A 19191-nucleotide genomic window follows, 5' to 3' on the forward strand; every position below is an offset into this window, starting at 1 on the left:
GTTTTCACCGATCCTGGTTCGCTATCAATAAAATAGCTGATGGCGCTCGCCCTGTATGGGCTGGAGGCCGATTTAATGCACAGTCTTGGCGATATAGGCCTTGACCAGGCTGACGTCGGCGGGCATGACGACTACACGTTTGGGCAGGGCTTCGATGCCTTCAAACTTCGCGGGCCGTGTCGGTGAACGGCCCAGCGCCTCTTCAATGGTCTCGGCGAATTTGATCGGCAAGGCGGTCTCCAGCACCACCATGGGCACGCCGGCTTGCAGATGTGCACGTGCCACCTTCAGGCCGTCGGCCGTGTGGGTGTCGATGATGCTGCCGAAACGCTCGAAAGTGTCGCGTATGGTCTGCAAGCGGTCCGCGTGTGTGCTCTTGCCGCTGGCAAAACCGTAACGCTGCGCGGCCGCCTGGAAGGCGGGGTCAGCGCTCAAATCGAAACTACCTGTTTGCGACAACTGGGCGCCGAACAGGTCGGCGACACGCGCCGCATCCCGGCCCAGCAGGTCGAACACAAAACGCTCGAAGTTCGAGGCCTTGGAAATATCCATCGACGGGCTGGAGGTTTCGTGGGTGTCGGCGCTGGCGCGCACGCGGTAAATACCGGTGCGGAAAAACTCATCGAGCACATCGTTCTCATTGGTGGCCACCACCAGTTTCGCAATCGGCAGCCCCATCATGCGGGCCACGTGGCCGGCGCAGACATTGCCGAAGTTGCCGGACGGCACGGTGAAACTGATGCGGCCGCCGCCGGTGGTCGCCGTGGCCTGGAAATAACCGGCAAAGTAATACACCACCTGCGCCATCAGGCGTGCCCAGTTGATGGAATTGACGGTGCCAATCTTGTACTGGCGCTTGAAGTCCAGGTCGTTGGACACCGCCTTGACGATGTCCTGGCAGTCGTCGAACACCCCTTCGAGCGCCAGGTTGTGGATGTTTTCATCCTGCAGGCTGAACATCTGCGCCTGCTGGAAGGGGCTCATGCGGCCTTGCGGCGAGGTCATGAATACACGCACGCCTTGTTTGCCGCGCATCGCGTATTCGGCTGCGCTGCCGGTGTCGCCGCTGGTGGCGCCCAGGATGTTGAGTTCTTCACCGCGGCGCGCCAGTTCGTACTCGAACAGGTTGCCCAGCAACTGCATGGCCATGTCCTTGAAGGCCAGGGTCGGGCCGTTGGACAAGGCCTCCAGGTAGAGGCCAGGCTCCAGCGCGCGCAAGGGAACGATTTCTTTGCTGCCAAACACCTCTTCGGTGTAAGTCTTGCGGCAAATGGTTTGCAGGTCGGCCGCCGGAATGTCGTCGATGTACAGCGACAAGACTTCAAAAGCCAGCGCGGCATACCCCGATTCGTCGTAAATCACACGCCATTTGTCCAGCGTGCTGGCATCGACTTGCGGATAAACCTCGGGCAAATACAGCCCGCCATCGGGCGCCAGGCCTTCGAGCAGGATTTCACAGAAACGTTTGCGGTCAGAGTTGCCGCGGGTGGACTGGTAGTGCATCGTGGAAATGAGGACGAAAATTTCAGGGCAAGAAAAGGGTATCCGCCTGGCCTGCCGGGGCTATTGACAAAGCAGGCCCACAAGCGCTTGGCGGCGAAAGCATGACTGTGATTGTATGGCGAGGGCCCGGCCTTGCCACGCAAGGCAAATCGCCTGCCATGGCCCCGTTTTTAAACACCAATGGCTGCAATCTTTACAGGGGCTTAGCAGTCCGGCCTGGGTCTGGCGCGTTATGACAGAAGAGGGTCGGATTTTTCCCGGCCTCAGCCCCATTTCGTGTCCGACACGACCGCAGGAGAGCGCCACATGACCTCACATCCCAGATCCGCTTGGTTTCACGCCCGGTTTGCGCCGCCCTCGCCCCATTCCCGCCGGCGCTCGGCCCTGGCGGCGGCTTTTCTGTTGCTTTTTTTGCTGCTGACGGTGCTGCAAAGCGCGGCCTGGGCCCAACAGTTCGATCCATCCCTGGACCCGCCCGGCCGCGTCGCCCGCCTGAACTTGGCCGAAGGCCCTGTGAGTTTTGCGGCGGCGGACAGCGGCACGCCGGACCGTCCGGACTGGACCGCCGCCGAGCTGAACCGGCCCCTGACCAGCGGCGACCGGCTCTGGACCGGCCCGCGTGCGCGCTCTGAGTTGCATGTAGGCTCGACCGCGCTACGCATGAGTGAACAAACCAGCCTGGACTTTTTGGCCCTGGACGACAGCTTGACCCAGTTGCACCTGGCGCAAGGCAGCTTGCAACTGCGTGTTCGCGCCTTGTTTGAGGGCCAGCGCCTGGAAATCAACACCCCCAACCTGACATTTGTGATTTCACAACCGGGCGATTACCGCCTGGATGCCAACCCGGCCAACAACACCACCCGGGTCGTGGTGCAGGCTGGCAGCGGCGACGTGTATGGCGACCAGGGCAGCGCCGTCCATCTGGACACCCAGCAACAGGCCAGCTTCACCGGCACACAACTCGCACCCGCCGCCCCCGGTGCCGCGCAGGCGGACAGCTTTGACCTGTGGGCTGCCGACCGCGACCGGCGCGAAGACCAGTCGGTGTCGGCGCGTTATATTCCACGCGAGATCACCGGCTACCAGCAACTCGACGACTATGGCGACTGGCGCCAGGACCCGGCTTACGGCGCCATCTGGCTGCCGCGCAGCGTGCCCGTGCATTGGGCGCCTTACAGCATGGGCCACTGGGGCTGGATCGCGCCCTGGGGGTGGACCTGGGTGGACGACGCGCCTTGGGGCTTTGCGCCGTTTCACTACGGTCGCTGGGCACAGATCGGCCCGCGCTGGGCCTGGGTGCCCGGCCGTCTGCCGGCACGCCCGGTGTATGCCCCGGCGCTGGTCGCCTTTGTGGGCGGCGGCAGCGGCGGCGTGAACTGGAACATTTCCATCGGCACGGGCGGCCCGCGGCCCGGCATAGGCTGGTTCCCGCTGGCCCCGGGTGAAGCCTTCCGGCCAGCCTACCGGGCCAGCCCGCGCTACATCGCCCAGATGAACAACAACATCGTGATCAACAACACGACCAACGTGACCAACATCTACCGCTACCAACGCCAGCCCGCCGCCGTGACCGCCGTCAGCCGGGACGATTTTGTGCGCGGCCGGCCGGTGCACGGCAGCCGCCAGGCCCTGACTGCCGCCGACCTGAACCGGGCGCCGGTGGTGACGGACCGCAGCGCGCTGCCGCAACGCCCCGAGATGCGCGAGCGCCTGCAGCCCGCGGCCGCGCTACCGCCCGCCGCGATCATCGCCAGACCGGTGGTGACCAGCCAGGGCAACCGGCGGGGCGAAGGACGCGAGGCCGCGCAGCGGCAGGAGGACCCGCGCGCCGCACGGCCGGACAACCGGCCGGGCAACGCTGAGCGCAATGCCCCGGCCGAGGCGCGCACGCCAGCCCAGCCGCTTCCCGCCGGTGTGCTGGGCGCACAGCCGCCAGCCGCCAGGCCGGGTCGGCTCACGTCGCCCGCCCAGGACCGCAGCGCCATCGACGCCGGACAGCGGGTACAACACGAGCAGCAACAACTGCAACGCGACCAGGAACGTCAGCAGCAGGACGCACAGCGCCGGCAAGCCGACGAGTCGCTGAGGCAGCGCGCCTTGCGCGAACAGGCGCAGAGAAACGGCAGTGCCCCCGCCGTGAACCCGGAGGTCCGCGCCGCGGCCGAGCGCAATGCGATGGAGCAGGCACAGCGGGCGCAGCAGCAACAACGTGCCGAGCAGGCGCAACACCGGCAAAACGAAGAGGCACTCAGCCAGCAGCGCACCATGCGTGAGCAGCAGGCGCAAAGACAACAGGAACTGGCACGCCAGCAGCAAGTTCAACAACAAGCTCAGCAGCAGGCACAGCAACAACAACGCGCCGAACAGGCGCAGCAACGTCGGCAAAACGAAGAGGTGCTGAACCAGCAACGCGCCCTGCATGAGCAGGCCCAAAGGCAGCAGGAACAGGCGCGCCAGCAGCAGCAGCAACAGCAACAGCAAGTACAACAGCAGCAACGTGCCGAGCAGGCGCAGCAGCGCCAGGCCGGTGAACAACAAAGGCAACGGCAGCAGCAACAGGAGTTGCGTCGGGAGCAAACCCAGGAACGTCGCGCGGCACAGCCGGCAGACAACACCAACGAACGGGGAGGCGCCAGGCCCGAGGGTCGGTCCAGGCACGGCGCCGAGCAGTGAACCCGGCATGACGCCATGCCTCGCTCAATTCGCTATTATTTTTATAGCTATCAGCGCAGGACCATAGAGGGCTGCGAGCTCTTTTTACTTAAGAGCTGAAGACCAGGGCGCCGGGAGGCACCCTGAGCCCGATCAGGCCAGCTCTTCCTTGCGGATGCGTGTGATCGGCGACAACACCGTGGACAGCGCCTGCATTTGCGCCAATGCGCCGTTCATCTTGGCCTCCACGCAGTCGTGGGTCAGGATGATCAGGTCGGTCTGGGTCGAACCCTCACCACCGACTTCGTCGGCTTCGCGCTGCAACACGGCATCGATGCTGATACCGGCTTCGGCCAGGATGCCGGTGACCTTGGCCAGCACGCCGGCCTCGTCGGCCACGTTCAGGCGCAGGTAATAACTGGTAACCACCTCACTCATGGCCAGCACCGGGGTGTCGCTCATGGCATCGGGCTGGAAAGCCAGATGCGGCACGCGGTGCAGGGGATCACTTGTGTTCAGGCGTGTGATGTCGACCAGGTCGGCAATCACCGCGCTGGCCGTCGGCTCGCTGCCGGCGCCCTTGCCGTAATACAACGTGGTGCCGACGGCATCACCATGCACCATCACGGCATTCATCGCACCTTCGACGTTGGCGATCAACCGTTTGGCCGGCACCAGGCTGGGGTGCACACGCAGCTCAATACCTTTGGCGGTCTTTTTGGTGATGCCCAGCAGCTTGATGCGGTAGCCCAGTTGCTCGGCGTATTTGATGTCTTGCGCGCCCAACTGGGTGATGCCTTCGACATAAGCCTTGTCAAACTGCACCGGGATGCCAAAGGCAATCGCCGACATCAGGGTGACCTTGTGCGCGGCGTCCACACCTTCGATGTCAAAGGTCGGGTCGGCTTCGGCATAACCCAGGCGCTGCGCTTCCTTGAGCACCACGCCAAAGTCCAGGCCCTTGTCGCGCATCTCGCTGAGGATGAAATTGGTCGTGCCGTTGATGATGCCGGCCACCCATTCGATGCGGTTGGCGGTCAGGCCTTCGCGCAGCGACTTGATGATGGGAATACCGCCGGCCACAGCGGCCTCAAACGCCACCATCACGCCCTTGCGATGGGCCGCCGCAAAAATTTCGGTGCCATGCACTGCCAGCAAGGCCTTGTTGGCCGTGACCACGTGTTTGCCGGCTTCAATGGCTTCGAGCACCAGTTGTTTGGCAATGCCGTAACCACCGATCAGCTCGATGACGATGTCGATCTCGGGGTTGGCGATCACCGCACGGGCGTCGGCCACCACCTCGATGCCGGCACCAGCGGCGGCTTGCGCACGGGCGATGTCCAGGTCCGCCACCATGGCGATTTCGATGCCGCGACCGGCGCGGCGAAAAATTTCTTCCTGGTTGCGCTTGAGCACGGTGAACACACCGCTGCCCACGGTGCCCATGCCCAGAAGGCCTACTTTGATCGGTTTGAGGTTGCTTGATGTCATTGCTAGAGGGGTCATTTAAGAATCAGTTCGGCCGCTTGGGCCGCGGGCGCCGGCACCTTGTTCCGTCGGCTTTCAAGGAATGTGGCAATGCGGCCAATCGCTTCGCGCAAGTCTTCTTCATGCGGCAAAAAGACGATGCGAAAGTGGTCAGGCGCGGCCCAGTTGAAACCAGTGCCCTGCACCAGCATCACCTTGGTTTCCTTGAGCAGCTCCAGGAAAAACTGCCGGTCGTCGGTGATCGGGTAGACCTGGGGGTCCAGCCGGGGGAACATGTAGAGCGCCGCGCTGGGCTTGACGCAACTCACACCCGGAATGGCGGTGATCAGCTCATACGCCAGATCGCGCTGGCGCCGCAGGCGGCCGCCCTCGCCGGTCAGGTCGTTGATGCTCTGGTAACCGCCCAGCGCTGTCTGGATGGCCCATTGACCCGGCACGTTGGAGCACAGCTTCATGTTGGCCAGCATATTCAGGCCTTCGATGTAGTCCTGCGCCTGCTTCTTGGGGCCGGACACCACCAGCCAGCCAGCGCGGTAACCGCAGGAGCGGTAACTCTTGGACAGCGAGTTGAAAGTCAAGGTCAACACGTCGGTCGACAGGCTGGCGATGGCCGTGTGTTTGACACCGTCATACAAGACCTTGTCGTAAACCTCGTCAGCCAGGATCACCAGGCCGTGTTCGCGCGCAATCTCGACGATGCTCTGGAGCAAGGCGTCCGAATACAGGGCGCCGGTCGGGTTGTTCGGGTTGATGACCACAATGCCTTTGGTCCGAGGCGTGATCTTGGCGCGAATGTCGTCCAGATTGGGCATCCAGCCATTGGATTCGTCGCAAACGTAATGCACAGGCGTGCCGCCCGACAAGCTGGTGCTGGCGGTCCACAGCGGGTAGTCCGGCGCCGGCAGCAGCAGTTCGTCGCCGTCGTCGAGGAAGGCGTTGGTGGCCATCGCGATCAACTCGCTGGCGCCGTTGCCCAGGTAAATGTCGTCCAGCGTGACGCCTTTGATGCCCTGCTTCTGGGTCTCGTGCATCACGGCCTTGCGCGCGGCAAAAATGCCCTTGCTGTCCGAATAACCGGCCGAGGCCGGCAGGTTGCGAATCATGTCCTGCTGGACTTCTTCAGGCGCATCAAAACCGAACACCGCGAGGTTGCCCAGATTGAGTTTGATGAGCTTTTGCCCCTCTTCCTCCATCTGTTTGGCGGCGTCCATGATCGGGCCGCGAATGTCGTAAAGAACATTGGCTAATTTGGCAGATTTGGTGATCGGTTTCATGAAGTTTTTAGAAAATTAAGGCAAAAACCACGCCATCAAGGACGCTGACAACCCCACTGGCAACCGAAGCAAGCACAGCAGGCCACGCGAAATTCGGACGGAATCTATAATTTGACCACATAAAACCGCACATTCGCCGGTCGCCAGCAAGCACTCCACCTCCCAAACACCGCATGAAACTGCAACCCGACCACCTCGACGTTCAATCCATTCTTGGTTACGGCCCCGGCTGGATCGGTCTGGGCAACAAGGGCGTGGCCGAAAAAATCGAGCACAGCGTGGTGATCGGCTCGCGTGGTGAGAAGTTTGACTGGGCTTGCGGCCGTTTCGAGGACCTCACCGAGGCGCACTTTTCACGCCTGGCCGAGACCCGGCCCGAGCTGGTGATTTTTGGGAGCGGCAGCCGGCTGCGTTTTCCGCCGCCGGTTTTTCTGCGCGCGCTGATGGCCCAGCGCATAGGCGTGGAAACCATGGACACCGTGGCTGCCTGCCGCACTTACAACATTCTGGCGGGTGAAGGCAGAAACGTGGTGGTGGCCCTGCTGATGGAAACGCCAGACCACACGGAGGGCTGATTTCAGGCGGCTGCCGGACCCCGGACGGGTTGGCTGCCAACGGCCGCAGTGGCCCGGTTTTCGCTTCCAGGGACCAAACGTTAGGGCGCCCCGGTGCTTTCAGAGTAAAATCAAGGGTTGCATTTGGTACAAGGTCCGGCTAACTCTTGTAGTTAGGCCCCATGTTGCCACCAAAAGCCAACGGCTAATTACAACTACTTTCGTCAGGGTCTACGCAGTATGGCAGTCGTCGTCAATAAACCACTCCCCGAATTTGAAGCCAACGCCACCAGTGGCATCAAGGTTTCCAACCAAACCCACCTGGGCCACGTTGTCGTCCTGTATTTTTACCCTAAAGACAATACCCCCGGCTGTACCACGGAAGCCATGCAGTTTCGCGACCGTTACAAAGACTTCGTCAAGGCCGGCGCCACCGTGTTCGGCGTCTCGCGCGACAACATGAAGTCGCACGATGAGTTCAAGGCCAAACTTGAACTGCCTTTCGAGCTGATTGCCGACACCGAAGAAAAAATGTGCCACATGTTTGGCGTCGTCAAGAACAAGATCATGTACGGCAAAAAAGTTAAAGGCATTGAGCGCAGCACCTTCCTGATAGGCGCCGATGGCATGCTCAAGGAAGAGTGGCGCGGCCTGAAAGTGCCAGGCCATGTGGACGACGTGCTCAAGGCCGTCAAGGCCCTGAAAAAAGCCGCCTGAAAAACAATTTTCCGCCGGGCCGCCCCAAGGAAAATTAGCCCCCTCGGGGGGCAGCGAGTGACACAAAGTGAACGAGCGTGGGGGCCATGTTTCGTGACACGGGAGTCGTGTATAGTGACTTCATGCTGTTGACCCTAGCGACTGCGCCCAACGAAAAAGCCGCCTTGGCCTCCAGGCGGCTTTTTCGTTTTTTGAACCCTGGAAGGCTTCTTGAAATTCGATAGCCGGGATGCAGGACAGCACACCACGCTGCCCTGCGCCCGACCACCGGATTGACCGAAGTGTCCTTAACTTTGTGAGCTTAAAGCACCATGCCCCTGCCACCCGCCCCGACCAAACGTGCCGCTTTGCTCTCCGCCGCCGCTTTCGATGCGCCGGCACGGTCACCCGCCAAAACCACACGAAAAACGGAACAGGCCGAGCCCGCCAACAAACGGCCGGCGCTTGACCTGTTCGACAACCGCTCGACCGGCGGTGAAGTTGAACGACCCGCCGTTTTCTTGGCTAAAGAGACCACCAACCCAGACAGCACGGGCGTGGAAAGCTATCATAAACATAGCGAACCGGCACCCATCCGGCCTCAACCCGCCGCCAAAACGAAAAAACCCAAACACACCGGCCCGACCAAGCTGTTTGTGCTGGACACCAATGTGCTGATGCACGACCCGATGTGCTTGTTCCGCTTCGAGGAACACGACATCTTTTTACCGATGATCGTGCTCGAAGAGCTGGACGGCCACAAAAAAGGCATGACGGAAGTGGCGCGCAATGCCCGCCAGACCAGCCGCACCCTGGACGCGCTGGCCGGCACCAATGGCGCAGACATCGCCAAAGGCCTGAAACTTGACACCACCGGCCACCGCGAAGCGGGCGGCTGCCTGTTCTTCCAGACCAAACCGCTGGATTATTCCCTGCCCATGAGCCTGCCTCAGGGCAAGGCCGACAACCAGATCCTGGGCGTGGTCGAAGCCCTGCGCAAGGAGTACGCCCCGCGCGAAGTGGTGCTGGTCTCCAAAGACATCAACATGCGTGTCAAGGCCAGGGCCCTGGGCCTGGCCACCGACGACTACCAGAACGACAAGACCCTGGACGACGGCGACATGTTGTACGCCGGTTCACTGGCGTTGCCGGTGGACTTCTGGACGCGTCAGAGCAAAACCATCGAAAGCTGGCAGCAAGGCAGCCACACTTTCTACCGCATCACCGGCCCCATCGTCGGCAGCCTGCTGATCAACCAGTTTGTCTTTTTCGAGGCCCCGGGCGAGCCACCGCTGTACGCGCGGGTCACCGAGATTCGCGCCAAAACAGCGGTGTTGAAAACACTGAAAGACTACAACCACCTCAAAAATGCGATCTGGGGCATCACCACCCGCAACCGCGAGCAAAACTTCGCGATGAACCTGCTGATGGACCCCGAGGTGGACTTTGTCACTTTGGCCGGCACGGCAGGCACGGGCAAAACGCTGATGGCATTGGCCAGCGGCCTGACGCAGGTGCTGGACGACAGGCGTTACACCGAAATCATCATGACCCGCGCCACGGTGTCGGTTGGTGAAGACATCGGTTTTCTGCCAGGCACCGAAGAGGAAAAAATGGGCCCCTGGATGGGCGCGCTCGACGACAACCTCGAAGTGCTGGGCAAAAACGACAGCGGCTCCGGCGAATGGGGGCGTGCCGCGACCAATGAACTGATCCGTTCACGCATCAAGGTCAAAAGCATGAACTTCATGCGCGGCCGCACCTTTCTGAACAAATACGTGATCATTGATGAGGCGCAAAACCTGACGCCCAAACAGATGAAAACGCTGATCACCCGCGCCGGCCCCGGCACCAAAATCATCTGCATGGGCAATCTGGCGCAGATCGACACGCCCTACCTGACCGAAGGTTCGTCCGGCATGACCTTCGCGGTGGATCGCTTCAAGGGCTGGCCACACGGCGGACACATCACGCTGGCGCGTGGCGAGCGTTCACGGCTGGCCGATTTCGCCAGCGAAGTCCTCTAAAGTCCCCGGCCTTGGACACCGGCCGCAGCCTGGCTGCGGCCGGTGGCGCTGCGCTCAGGCGTATGCCCGCACAGCGGCGGAACGCTCCAGCACATGGCGCGTCATCGACTGGGCCAGTTCATGCTCGCCCAGAAAAACTTTGCCGGCGTTTTCGCTTTCCAGCAACCTGGCCTCGGTTTCATTGTGGGAACGCAGCACGGTTTCTATGCCCGGATTGAGTGTGCGGGCGGTGGCAATCATTTGCCGCACGTTCAGGCTGTCGGAGGTGGCAATCACCAACATGCGGGCGGTGGCAATGTGCGCCTGCACCAGCACCACGGCTTCCGAGGCATCACCGGACACCGCCATCAGGCCTTCCGCGCGCAACTTTTCGACCGCCTCGCGGTTTTGCTCGACCACCACAAAAGGAATTCGGTGGGCCATCAAAGCCGCGGCAATACGGCGCCCTACCCGGCCATAACCGACCAGCACCACCTGGCGCGACAGGTATTTTTCCTCGGTGCTGGCGGGCAACTCAGCGAGCGGGTCGTCGCGCGCTTCGAGTTTTCGGGCCAGCGCCGAGCGCGCCAATATCCATTGCTGCAGCGGCTCCACCGCCTTGAACACCAGCTGGTTCAGCGCCATGGAAATCAGCGCGCCGGCCAGCACCAGGCTTTGCCCCTCGGGCGGCAGCAAACCCAGCGAGGCGCCCATGGCCACCAGGATAAAAGAGAATTCGCCAATCTGCGCCAGGCTGGCCGACACCGTCAGCGCGGTGTTCAGCGGGTAACGAAACGCCAACACCAGGGCCGCGGCCGCCAGCGATTTGCCAACCACAATGATGGCGACCACTGCCAGCACCTGCAGCGGCCGTTCTATCAACACCCAGGGGTCAAACAACATGCCCACCGAGACGAAGAACAACACGGCAAAAGCGTCGCGCAAGGGCAAGGACTCTTCGGCGGCGCGGTGGCTGAATTCCGATTCCCGCATCACCATGCCAGCGAAAAATGCGCCCAGCGCAAACGACACGCCAAAAAGAGCCGTGGCGCCAAACGCAATACTCACCGCGGCCGCCACCACACACAGGGTGAACAACTCGCGCGAACCGGTGCGCTGCACCTGCCAGAGCACCCACGGAAAAAAGCGCCGCCCCACCACCAGCATCAAGGCCACAAAACCGCCCACTTGCAGCAAGGTGACGCCCAGCGTCTTCCACAAGGTGTTCATGTCCGTTCCAGCCTTGCCGGACAACCAGCCGCCCAGCGGCGGCAGCAAGACCAGCACCAAGACCATGGCCAGGTCTTCCACCACCAGCCAGCCGACGGCAATACGCCCGTTGGCCGAGTCCAGCACCCCCCGGCTTTCCAGCGCACGCAGCAACACCACCGTGCTCGCCACCGACAAGGACAGGCCAAACACCAGCGCACCGCCCAGGTTCCAGCCCCACCAGTGCGCCAGGCCCATGCCAAGCGCTGTGGCCACCGTCATCTGCACCACGGCCCCCGGCACGGCGATCTTGCGCACCGCCAGCAAATCATCCAGTGAAAAGTGCAGGCCCACGCCGAACATCAACAACATCACACCGATCTCGGCCAGTTGACTGGCGATGCCGGCGTCGGCCACAAAACCTGGGGTGAAAGGCCCGATCACCACACCCGCCAGCAGGTAACCGACCAGGGACGGCAGCTTCAGGCGTGCAGCCACAAAACCCAGGATCAAGGCCAGGCCAAGACCCGCGGCGATGGTGCTGATGAGAGAGACGCTGTGCGGCATCGAGGGAAGTCCTTCAATAAAAGCGGTTGAGGGAAACCCTGCGCGGCAGCTTGTCAACAACAAGCGCCAGCCGCAGAAAGGAAAAATGGTTGAAAGCTTTCCAGCCAGATTTCATTATAAAAACAGAAAACAAAAAACCCGCCGAAGCGGGTTTTCTTTTTGAAGGCACACCGTGCCTCAACCCATGTGCAAGCCGCCATTCAGCGAAAAATCCGCCCCCGTGGCATAACCGCCTTCATCCGAAGCAATCCACGAAATGATGGAGGCAATTTCTTCGGGTGTACCGAGCCGTTTGGCGGGCACGCCGGCGACGATTTTTTCCAGCACGTCGGGGCGGATGGCCTTGACCATGTCGGTGCCGATGTAGCCCGGGCTCACGGTGTTGACTGTCACGCCTTTGGCCGCCACCTCTTGTGCCAGCGCCATGGTAAAGCCGTGCAGGCCGGCCTTGGCGGTGGAGTAGTTGACCTGGCCGAACTGGCCTTTCTGGCCGTTGACCGAGGAGATGTTGACGATGCGACCGTAACCGCCTTCGATCATGCCTTCGATCACCTGCTTGGTGACGTTGAACATGCTGTCGAGGTTGGTGGAGATCACCGCGTCCCAGTCGGCCTTGCTCATCTTGCGGAACTGGCCGTCGCGCGTGATGCCAGCGTTGTTGACCAGCACACTGACCGGGCCATGTTCGGCCTTGACCTTGTCAAACGCCGCCACGGTGGAGTCCCAATCGCCGACATTGCCGACGGAGGCGTAGAAGGTGTAGCCCAGGGCTTCTTGCTCATCCAGCCATTTTTTGGCGTCGCGCGTCGGACCGCAACCGGCCACCACGGTGAAGCCGTCCTTGTGCAAGCGCTGGCAAATCGCGGTTCCTATGCCGCCCATGCCGCCTGTGACGTATGCAATTCGTTTAGCCATTTGTGTACTCCTTGTTTTGTAATTCTGAACCGTGTTTGCAAAAGTCATGCCATACCTCAACCCTCAATCGCTATCAAATAAATAGCTAATTGCGCCCTCTGGATAAGGGCTAGGGACTGTTTTAACCTATATTTATCGTTCCAGTGTGAGGGCAACCCCCATACCGCCGCCAATACACAGGCTGGCAATGCCTTTTTTGGCATCACGCCGCATCATCTCGTGGATCAGTGTGACCAGGATGCGGCAGCCGGACGCGCCTATGGGGTGACCAATTGCGATGGCGCCGCCGTTGACATTAACCTTGCTGGTGTCCCAGCCCATTTCCTGGTTGACGGCGCAGGCCTGGGCGGCAAAGGCTTCGTTGATTTCCAGCAGGTCCAGGTCTTGAGCCTTCCAGCCGGCCCTGGCCAGCGCTTTGGTCGAGGCGGGCACCGGCCCCATGCCCATGTAGGCCGGGTCCAGACCGGTGGTGGCGTAGCTGGCGATGCGCGCCATGGGTGTCAAACCCAACGCCGCGGCTTTTTTGGCCGTCATCACCATGACAGCGGCCGCGCCGTCGTTGATGCCCGAGGCATTGCCTGCCGTGACGCCGCCGGCCTTGTCAAACGCCGGGCGCAGGCCCGCCAGGCCTTCGGCGCTGCTCTTGCGATTGATGAATTCATCGGCGGCAAAGACGAGAGGATCACCCTTCTTCTGCGCGATGGAAAACGGAATGATCTCGTCCTTGAATTTGCCGGCGTCTTGCGCCGCCATGGCCTTGGTCTGGCTGGCCAGCGCGAGGGCATCCTGCATCTCGCGAGTGACGCTGTATTTTTTTGCCACGTTCTCGGCGGTGATGCCCATGTGGTACTGGTTGTAGACGTCCCACAAGCCATCAACGATCATGGAGTCGATCATTTTCCAGTCACCCATGCGCTGGCCGTCGCGCGAGCCGTTGAGCACATGCGGCGCGGCACTCATGTTTTCCTGGCCGCCGGCAATCACGATCTCGCTGTCGCCGGTCGCCACGGCCTGGGCGGCCAGCATCACGGCCTTCAGGCCGGAGCCACACACCGCATTGATGGTCAGGCCGGGGATCCCATGCGGGAAGCCGGCTTTCACCACACTTTGGCGCGCGGGGTTCTGGCCCACACCGGCAGCCAGCACCTGGCCCATGATGACTTCGCCGATCAGGTCCGCCGACAAGCCGGCACGCTCGGCCACGGCCTTGATAACGGCAGCGCCCATTTCGGTAGCGGGGGTCTTGGCCAGGCTGCCGCCAAATTTTCCGACAGCGGTGCGGCCGGCTGAAACAATAACGATGTCTTCCATGTGTCTCTCCAATAAAACCCAGCTGTCTGTCGTTGCGGCCCCGGATCAAGTCCGGGGTTTCAGCTTACGCATCCCATGCCCGTGCGCTGTTTCATCTGCGGCATGGATCCCGGGTCAAGCCCGGGATGACAACGTTTCCATTCAAGCCCTGGCCTTGACGTAACGGCCGGGGGCGGCTTCTATGGTTTTGTAGCTGCGGCTGCCATACGTTTTGGGCGCAGCAATTTGTTTGCCGGCCTGGCCTTTGAGCCAGTCCGACCAGTCGGTCCACCAGCTGCCGGGATGTTCCTGTGCACCCTTCAGCCAATCCGCTTGCGAGGCCGCGAACTTGCCTGGGGCCGACTTGTCGTTGGTCCAGTAGGAGCGTTTCATTTTTGCTGGCGGGTTGATCACGCCGGCAATGTGGCCGGACGCCCCCATGACAAAACGCTTTTTGCCGGGCAACAACTGCGTGGAGGCATAGGCGCCGGCGACAGGCACGATATGGTCCTCGCGCGAGCCATAGATGTAGACCGGCAAATCCACTTTGCCCAGATCGATTTTTTCACCACACACCGTCAGCTTGCCGGGTTTGGCCAGGTTGTTTTCAAAGTAGGTGTTGCGCAGATACCAGGCGTAATACGGCCCCGGCAGGTTGGTCGAATCGCTGTTCCAGTAGAGCAGGTCAAACGGCGGCGGCGTCTCGCCCTTGAGGTAGTTGCCAACCACATAGTTCCAGACCAGGTCGTTGGGGCGCAGAAAACTGAAAGTCGAGGCCAGGTCCTGACCCTTGAGCAGGCCGCCCTTGCCCATCTGCATTTCGCGGAACTGGACGGACTGTTCGTCGATGAAGATGTCCAGGATGCCGGTGTCGCTGAACTCGAGCAAGGAAGTCAGGAAGGTGGCGCTGGCCACCGGTTTTTCACCGCGCGCCGCCAGCACCGCCAGCCCGGTGGCCAACATGGTGCCGCCCACACAAAAACCCAGGGCGTTGATGGATTTGGCGCCGGTGATGTCCTGCGTGACCGTGATCGCCTGGATGACCGCGTGTTCGATGTAATCGTCCCAGGTTTTCTCGGCCATGGACTCGTCGGGGTTGCGCCAGCTGATCACAAAGGTGCGATGGCCTTGCGCCACCGCATAACGGATCAGCGAGTTGTCGGGCTGCAGATCGAGGATGTAATATTTGTTGATGCAGGGCGGCACCAGCAGAAAAGGCTTTTCGTAAACCTTGGCGGTCAGCGGCTTGTATTCGATCAGCTGGAAAAATTCGTTTTCAAACACCACCGCACCTTCGGTGGTGGCCACGTTTTTGCCGATTTCAAAAATGCTTTCATCCGTCATCGACACATGGCCTTGCTTCATGTCGTGCAGCAGGTTGGTCAGGCCCTGGGCAATACTCTCGCCCTGGGTGTCTATGGCTTTTTTCTGCGCATCGGCATTGAGCGCCAGAAAGTTGCTGGGTGCGGATGCCGCCATCCACTGCTCGACCGCAAAACGCACACGGGCCCGGGTTTTGGCGTCACCCTGCAAGGCATCGGCCAGCCCCATCAAGGTGCGGGTATTGAGCAGGTAGGCGGAGGCGGCAAACTCGGCCACCGGGTTCTGGTGCCAGGCTTCGGCTGAAAAGCGCCGGTCGGTGGCGGCTTTCTCGCCAGCGGCCTGCAGACCGCCGTTCCACAAGGCGCTGGCTTCCTGCAGATAGGTCTGCTGGAGTTCCAGCAGCTTGGCGGGGTCCAGCTGCAACGGCGGCCCCGCCTTGGGAAGCTCGGACATGCCGAGCTGGGCAAAGCCCGGCGCGGTGCCCAAACCGAACCCGGCCATGGCTGTCATGGCCTGCTTCAGGCCCTCACCCAAGGTCTCTTGCATCTGCTCGGCCGCCTGGGCCCAGTTTGCCTCAGAATTCATACTTGACTCCCTCATCTTTCGACAGGATTTTGTATCTGCTTTAGCGAGGGTGATGCCGGTCGATTCCGCGCCCGGCTTATCGTCTCTTGGATTGAGTATCGTGGAAAATTTGCAAAAAGTCCTTACTGCCTTTTGTCTGCGCGCAAACTAATATGTACCTGATTGTCATTGCCTGGATCTATGTCGTGCTCATGATGAGTGTGGCCGAAGCCACCAACACCACCGGCACCTTGCTGGGCGCCATCATCACCTTTGTACTCTACGGCCTGGGGCCGGTGGCATTGGTGGTTTACCTGATGCGCACGCCGGCCAGACGCCGCGCCATCAAGGCGCGCGAAGCCGCCGAAGCAGCCGCGGCTCAGTCCGCATCCCACCCGCCAGACTCAGGCCAGCCAGATACAAGCCGCCATGCGGCCGGTGGTGTTGAAACCGTTGCCGTGGACACCGGCGTCGCGTCGGTGCGAAAAGAACCGTGAGGCATTGCCCACCGTGCACCAGGGCGCGCTGCTGTTGTTGCCGTAGACCTGGGTGATGCCCATGGCATGCAAACGCAGGCGGGCCAGGCCGGCCAGATCGGCCAGGTACTTGCCCGCGCCCAGCGGGGTAAAACAATAAGCGGCTTCGGCATCACCTTCCACAAAGGCCGCCCTGACCTCGGCGCCAACTTCAAACGCCGCCGGGCCTATGCAGGGCCCCAGCCACGCTATGGTATCCATAGCTGATTGCGACCACTCCGTCTGGGCTAGAGCCCGAAAAGACTCATAAGTTTGCTCTAAAACACCCCTGCCCTGCACACCCGCCAGTCCGCGCCAGCCGGCGTGCGCCGCGGCAACGGCGCTACCGTCCGCCGAACAAAACAACACCGGCAGACAGTCGGCCACCATGATGGTGCAGGCCAGGCCGCGCTGCGTGGTGATCACGGCGTCGGCCGCCAATCCCTGCGCCGTGTGCTCATCCAGCGTCAACACTTGTGTGCCGTGCACTTGCTGCAAAAACACCGGCGCCGCACCCAGGGCCTGGCCCAACAGGCGGCGGTTTTCGGCCGCCTGCGCCGGCACATCACCCACATGGTCGCCCAGGTTCAGGCTGTCATAAGGCACAGCCGACACCCCGCCTTGGCGCGTGGTGAACAGCGCCCGCACGCCATCGGGGGCGGGCCAGTCGGGAATCAGCCAGTCCGCGTGCATCGCCATTTGGCCTGCAAACCCATTTTCCGACGGGCCGCCCCTAGGAAAATGAGCCCCCCCGGGGGGCAGCGAGGACACGTCAGTGCCGAGCGTGGGGGCCACATCCTTTAAGCCTCGTTGTCCGGGCAGGCGGAGGGCTGGGCTTTTTGGAAAGCCTCCAGCGCCATACACGCCTCGTAAGCTGCCATGGTGCGCGGCAGGCCGTCGAAGTTCACGTCAAAACGCTTGGCGTTGAAAATTTGCGGCACCAGGCAGCAGTCGGCCAGTGTCGGTGTGTCGCCGTAGCAGTAGGTGGAGGCCGGCAACTGCGCCAGTTGGCGTTCAAACGCCTCCAGCCCTTCGCGGCACCAGTGGCGGTACCAGGTGTTTTTGGCTTCGTCGTCGACCTTGAGCTCACGCACCAGATATTTCAGCACGCGCAGGTTGTTCAGCGGGTGGATTTCGCAGGCAATTGACTGCGCCAGCGCACGCACCCGCGCACGGCCCAGGGCATCGGCCGGCAACAGCGGCGAGGCCGGATGGGTTTCGTCCAGGTACTCGATGATGGCCATGGACTGCGACAAATACTCGCCGTCATCGGTCTCCAGCATGGGCACCAACATGTCGGCCGACACGGCGGCGTAAGCGTCTTTGCGGTGCTCGCCTTTGGCGATATGCACGGCCAGGTAGTCATAACTCAGGCCCTTGAGCTGCAAGGCGATACGCACGCGAAAAGAGGCCGATGAACGGAAATAGTTGTAGAGTTTCATGGGCGAAAGCATAAACCGAAACGGCGCCTGGCTGTCCCGCGCTGCGGGCCTGTATGGAATCGCCTGCGCGACTCGCCAGCGGACCAGCCGCCACTACCATGCAGCTTTGTGCAGCACCCAGCTTTTAGCGGAGACACCTTCATGAGCGCCATCACCACCTTGACCAACCACCAGGTTCGCCTGGCCAGCCGACCCGTGGGCCTGGCCACCCGCGCCAACTGGAGTTTCACCACCGAAGCCGTGGCCGAACCCGGCCCCGGCGGCGTGCTGCTCAAAACCCAGTACCTGTCGCTGGACCCGGCCATGCGCGGCTGGATGAACGAGGGTAAAAGTTATATCCCGCCGGTCGAGATCGGTGCCGTGATGCGCGCCGGTGGCATAGGCCGGGTGATCGCCTCGAACAACCCGGCGTTTGCCGTCGGCGATCATGTGAACGCCGGGCTGGACGTGCAGGAGTATTGCCTGATCCCCGAGGCGCAGGTCAAACGCAGCGGCATGTTCAAGATCGACCTGCGTGTCGGCTCGCCCACCCAGTGGCTCAATGTGCTGGGCATGCCGGGCATGACCGGTTATTTCGGCCTGATGGACGTGGGCCAGCCCAAGGACAGCGAAACCGTGGTGGTGTCGGGTGCGGCCGGTGCCGTCGGCCAGACCGTCGGCCAGATCGCCAAGCTCAAGGGCTGCCGCGTGGTCGGCATTGCCGGCGGCCAGGCCAAGTGCGACTGGGTCGTCAAGGAGCTAGGCTTTGACGCCTGCATCGATTACAAGGCCGGCGACGTCAAGGCCGGCCTGAAAGAACATTGCCCCCAAGGCGTGGACATTTATTTCGACAACGTGGGCGGCGACATCCTCGACGCCGTGTTGACCCGCATCACGCGCGGCGCGCGCATCATCATTTGCGGCGCCATCAGCCAGTACAACAACACCACGCCGGTCAAGGGTCCGGCCAACTACCTGTCGCTGCTGGTGAATCGCGCGCGCATGGAAGGCATTGTGGTGTTCGACTACGCCGACCGCTACCCGCAGGCGATTGCCGAAATGGCCGGCTACCTGAAAGCCGGCACCATGAAAAGCAAGGAGGACGTGGTGTTTGGGCTGGAGACCTTCCCGGAAACCCTGCTCAAGCTGTTCAATGGTGAAAACTTCGGCAAGCTGGTGCTGCAGGTCGCCAAGGAATAAAGCGCGCTCAGGCC

The 19191-nt window shown here is 61.8% G+C and carries 15 protein-coding genes; 6 read left to right on the top strand and 9 right to left on the bottom strand.

Features of this window, described 5'->3' with window-relative positions:
• Nucleotides 1–72: 72 nt before the first annotated feature.
• A complete protein-coding gene (thrC, locus tag R6254_RS11030; RefSeq protein WP_318406786.1) occupies nt 73–1503 on the bottom strand; it encodes a threonine synthase in 1431 nt (476 codons plus the stop codon).
• Between the two features lie 306 nt (nt 1504–1809).
• Here thrC and R6254_RS11035 point away from each other — a divergent pair, with 306 nt between their 5' ends.
• Nucleotides 1810–4176 (top strand): DUF6600 domain-containing protein, encoded by a 2367-nt coding sequence (locus tag R6254_RS11035; RefSeq protein ID WP_318406788.1) that lies wholly within the window; start codon nt 1810–1812, stop codon nt 4174–4176.
• 132 nt (nt 4177–4308) lie between these two features.
• Here the strand turns inward: R6254_RS11035 and R6254_RS11040 are convergent, their stop codons facing one another.
• A complete protein-coding gene (locus R6254_RS11040; RefSeq protein WP_318406789.1) occupies nt 4309–5646 on the bottom strand; it encodes a homoserine dehydrogenase in 1338 nt (445 codons plus the stop codon).
• A gap of 11 nt (nt 5647–5657) precedes the next feature.
• Complete coding sequence (locus tag R6254_RS11045; RefSeq protein ID WP_318406791.1) at nt 5658–6917, bottom strand: pyridoxal phosphate-dependent aminotransferase; 1260 nt, start codon at nt 6915–6917, stop codon at nt 5658–5660.
• A 173-nt stretch (nt 6918–7090) separates the two neighbouring features.
• On the opposite strand from R6254_RS11045, the gene R6254_RS11050 reads away from it, so the two are divergent.
• From R6254_RS11050 to R6254_RS11060, 3 genes are all read left to right on the top strand, one after another.
• On the top strand, nt 7091–7492 hold the full coding sequence (locus R6254_RS11050) for an Mth938-like domain-containing protein (RefSeq protein WP_318406793.1): 402 nt from the start codon (nt 7091–7093) through the stop codon (nt 7490–7492).
• Between the two features lie 219 nt (nt 7493–7711).
• Nucleotides 7712–8188 (top strand): peroxiredoxin, encoded by a 477-nt coding sequence (locus R6254_RS11055; protein ID WP_318406795.1) that lies wholly within the window; start codon nt 7712–7714, stop codon nt 8186–8188.
• Between the two features lie 311 nt (nt 8189–8499).
• Complete coding sequence (locus tag R6254_RS11060; protein ID WP_318406796.1) at nt 8500–10194, top strand: PhoH family protein; 1695 nt, start codon at nt 8500–8502, stop codon at nt 10192–10194.
• Nucleotides 10195–10248: 54 nt separating this feature from the next.
• On the opposite strand, the gene R6254_RS11065 is transcribed toward R6254_RS11060, so the two are convergent.
• The 4 genes from R6254_RS11065 to phaC all read right to left on the bottom strand — a co-directional run bounded on the left by R6254_RS11065 (nt 10249) and on the right by phaC (nt 16062).
• The gene (locus tag R6254_RS11065; RefSeq protein ID WP_318406798.1) at nt 10249–11949 is read right to left on the bottom strand and encodes a cation:proton antiporter domain-containing protein; all 1701 of its coding nucleotides are present in this window, start codon (nt 11947–11949) and stop codon (nt 10249–10251) included.
• Nucleotides 11950–12126: 177 nt separating this feature from the next.
• On the bottom strand, nt 12127–12864 hold the full coding sequence (phbB, locus tag R6254_RS11070) for an acetoacetyl-CoA reductase (RefSeq protein WP_318406800.1): 738 nt from the start codon (nt 12862–12864) through the stop codon (nt 12127–12129).
• 132 nt (nt 12865–12996) lie between these two features.
• The gene (locus R6254_RS11075; RefSeq protein WP_318406802.1) at nt 12997–14175 is read right to left on the bottom strand and encodes an acetyl-CoA C-acetyltransferase; all 1179 of its coding nucleotides are present in this window, start codon (nt 14173–14175) and stop codon (nt 12997–12999) included.
• A 141-nt stretch (nt 14176–14316) separates the two neighbouring features.
• The gene (gene phaC, locus R6254_RS11080) at nt 14317–16062 is read right to left on the bottom strand and encodes a class I poly(R)-hydroxyalkanoic acid synthase (RefSeq protein WP_318406803.1); all 1746 of its coding nucleotides are present in this window, start codon (nt 16060–16062) and stop codon (nt 14317–14319) included.
• Between the two features lie 152 nt (nt 16063–16214).
• On the opposite strand from phaC, the gene R6254_RS11085 reads away from it, so the two are divergent.
• On the top strand, nt 16215–16538 hold the full coding sequence (locus R6254_RS11085) for a hypothetical protein (protein ID WP_318406804.1): 324 nt from the start codon (nt 16215–16217) through the stop codon (nt 16536–16538).
• Here R6254_RS11085 and pgeF read toward each other — a convergent pair.
• Both pgeF and maiA read right to left on the bottom strand, forming a co-directional pair.
• Nucleotides 16446–17249 (bottom strand): peptidoglycan editing factor PgeF, encoded by an 804-nt coding sequence (gene pgeF, locus R6254_RS11090; protein ID WP_318407082.1) that lies wholly within the window; start codon nt 17247–17249, stop codon nt 16446–16448. The two genes, R6254_RS11085 and pgeF, sit on opposite strands and share 93 nt — an antisense overlap.
• A 107-nt stretch (nt 17250–17356) precedes the next feature.
• Nucleotides 17357–17998 (bottom strand): maleylacetoacetate isomerase, encoded by a 642-nt coding sequence (gene maiA, locus R6254_RS11095; RefSeq protein ID WP_318406806.1) that lies wholly within the window; start codon nt 17996–17998, stop codon nt 17357–17359.
• Nucleotides 17999–18139: 141 nt separating this feature from the next.
• Here maiA and R6254_RS11100 point away from each other — a divergent pair, with 141 nt between their 5' ends.
• Nucleotides 18140–19177 carry an NADP-dependent oxidoreductase gene (locus R6254_RS11100; protein ID WP_318406807.1) on the top strand — a complete coding sequence of 346 codons (1038 nt, stop codon included), beginning with the start codon at nt 18140–18142 and terminating at the stop codon, nt 19175–19177.
• Nucleotides 19178–19191 lie beyond the last annotated feature (14 nt).

This window comes from Polaromonas potterensis, assembly GCF_033446725.1.
Lineage (GTDB): Bacteria > Pseudomonadota > Gammaproteobacteria > Burkholderiales > Burkholderiaceae_C > Polaromonas.

Coding starts and splice junctions, on each gene's coding strand:
- R6254_RS11085 (WP_318406804.1), top strand. CDS start 16,215: ATGTACCTGATTGTCATTGCCTGGATCTATGTCGTGCTCATGATGAGT.
- pgeF (WP_318407082.1), bottom strand. CDS start 17,249: ATGCACGCGGACTGGCTGATTCCCGACTGGCCCGCCCCCGATGGCGTG.
- R6254_RS11075 (WP_318406802.1), bottom strand. CDS start 14,175: ATGGAAGACATCGTTATTGTTTCAGCCGGCCGCACCGCTGTCGGAAAA.
- maiA (WP_318406806.1), bottom strand. CDS start 17,998: ATGAAACTCTACAACTATTTCCGTTCATCGGCCTCTTTTCGCGTGCGT.
- R6254_RS11050 (WP_318406793.1), top strand. CDS start 7,091: ATGAAACTGCAACCCGACCACCTCGACGTTCAATCCATTCTTGGTTAC.
- phaC (WP_318406803.1), bottom strand. CDS start 16,062: ATGAATTCTGAGGCAAACTGGGCCCAGGCGGCCGAGCAGATGCAAGAG.
- R6254_RS11060 (WP_318406796.1), top strand. CDS start 8,500: ATGCCCCTGCCACCCGCCCCGACCAAACGTGCCGCTTTGCTCTCCGCC.
- R6254_RS11055 (WP_318406795.1), top strand. CDS start 7,712: ATGGCAGTCGTCGTCAATAAACCACTCCCCGAATTTGAAGCCAACGCC.
- R6254_RS11035 (WP_318406788.1), top strand. CDS start 1,810: ATGACCTCACATCCCAGATCCGCTTGGTTTCACGCCCGGTTTGCGCCG.
- R6254_RS11065 (WP_318406798.1), bottom strand. CDS start 11,949: ATGCCGCACAGCGTCTCTCTCATCAGCACCATCGCCGCGGGTCTTGGC.
- R6254_RS11045 (WP_318406791.1), bottom strand. CDS start 6,917: ATGAAACCGATCACCAAATCTGCCAAATTAGCCAATGTTCTTTACGAC.
- thrC (WP_318406786.1), bottom strand. CDS start 1,503: ATGCACTACCAGTCCACCCGCGGCAACTCTGACCGCAAACGTTTCTGT.
- R6254_RS11040 (WP_318406789.1), bottom strand. CDS start 5,646: ATGACATCAAGCAACCTCAAACCGATCAAAGTAGGCCTTCTGGGCATG.
- R6254_RS11100 (WP_318406807.1), top strand. CDS start 18,140: ATGAGCGCCATCACCACCTTGACCAACCACCAGGTTCGCCTGGCCAGC.
- phbB (WP_318406800.1), bottom strand. CDS start 12,864: ATGGCTAAACGAATTGCATACGTCACAGGCGGCATGGGCGGCATAGGA.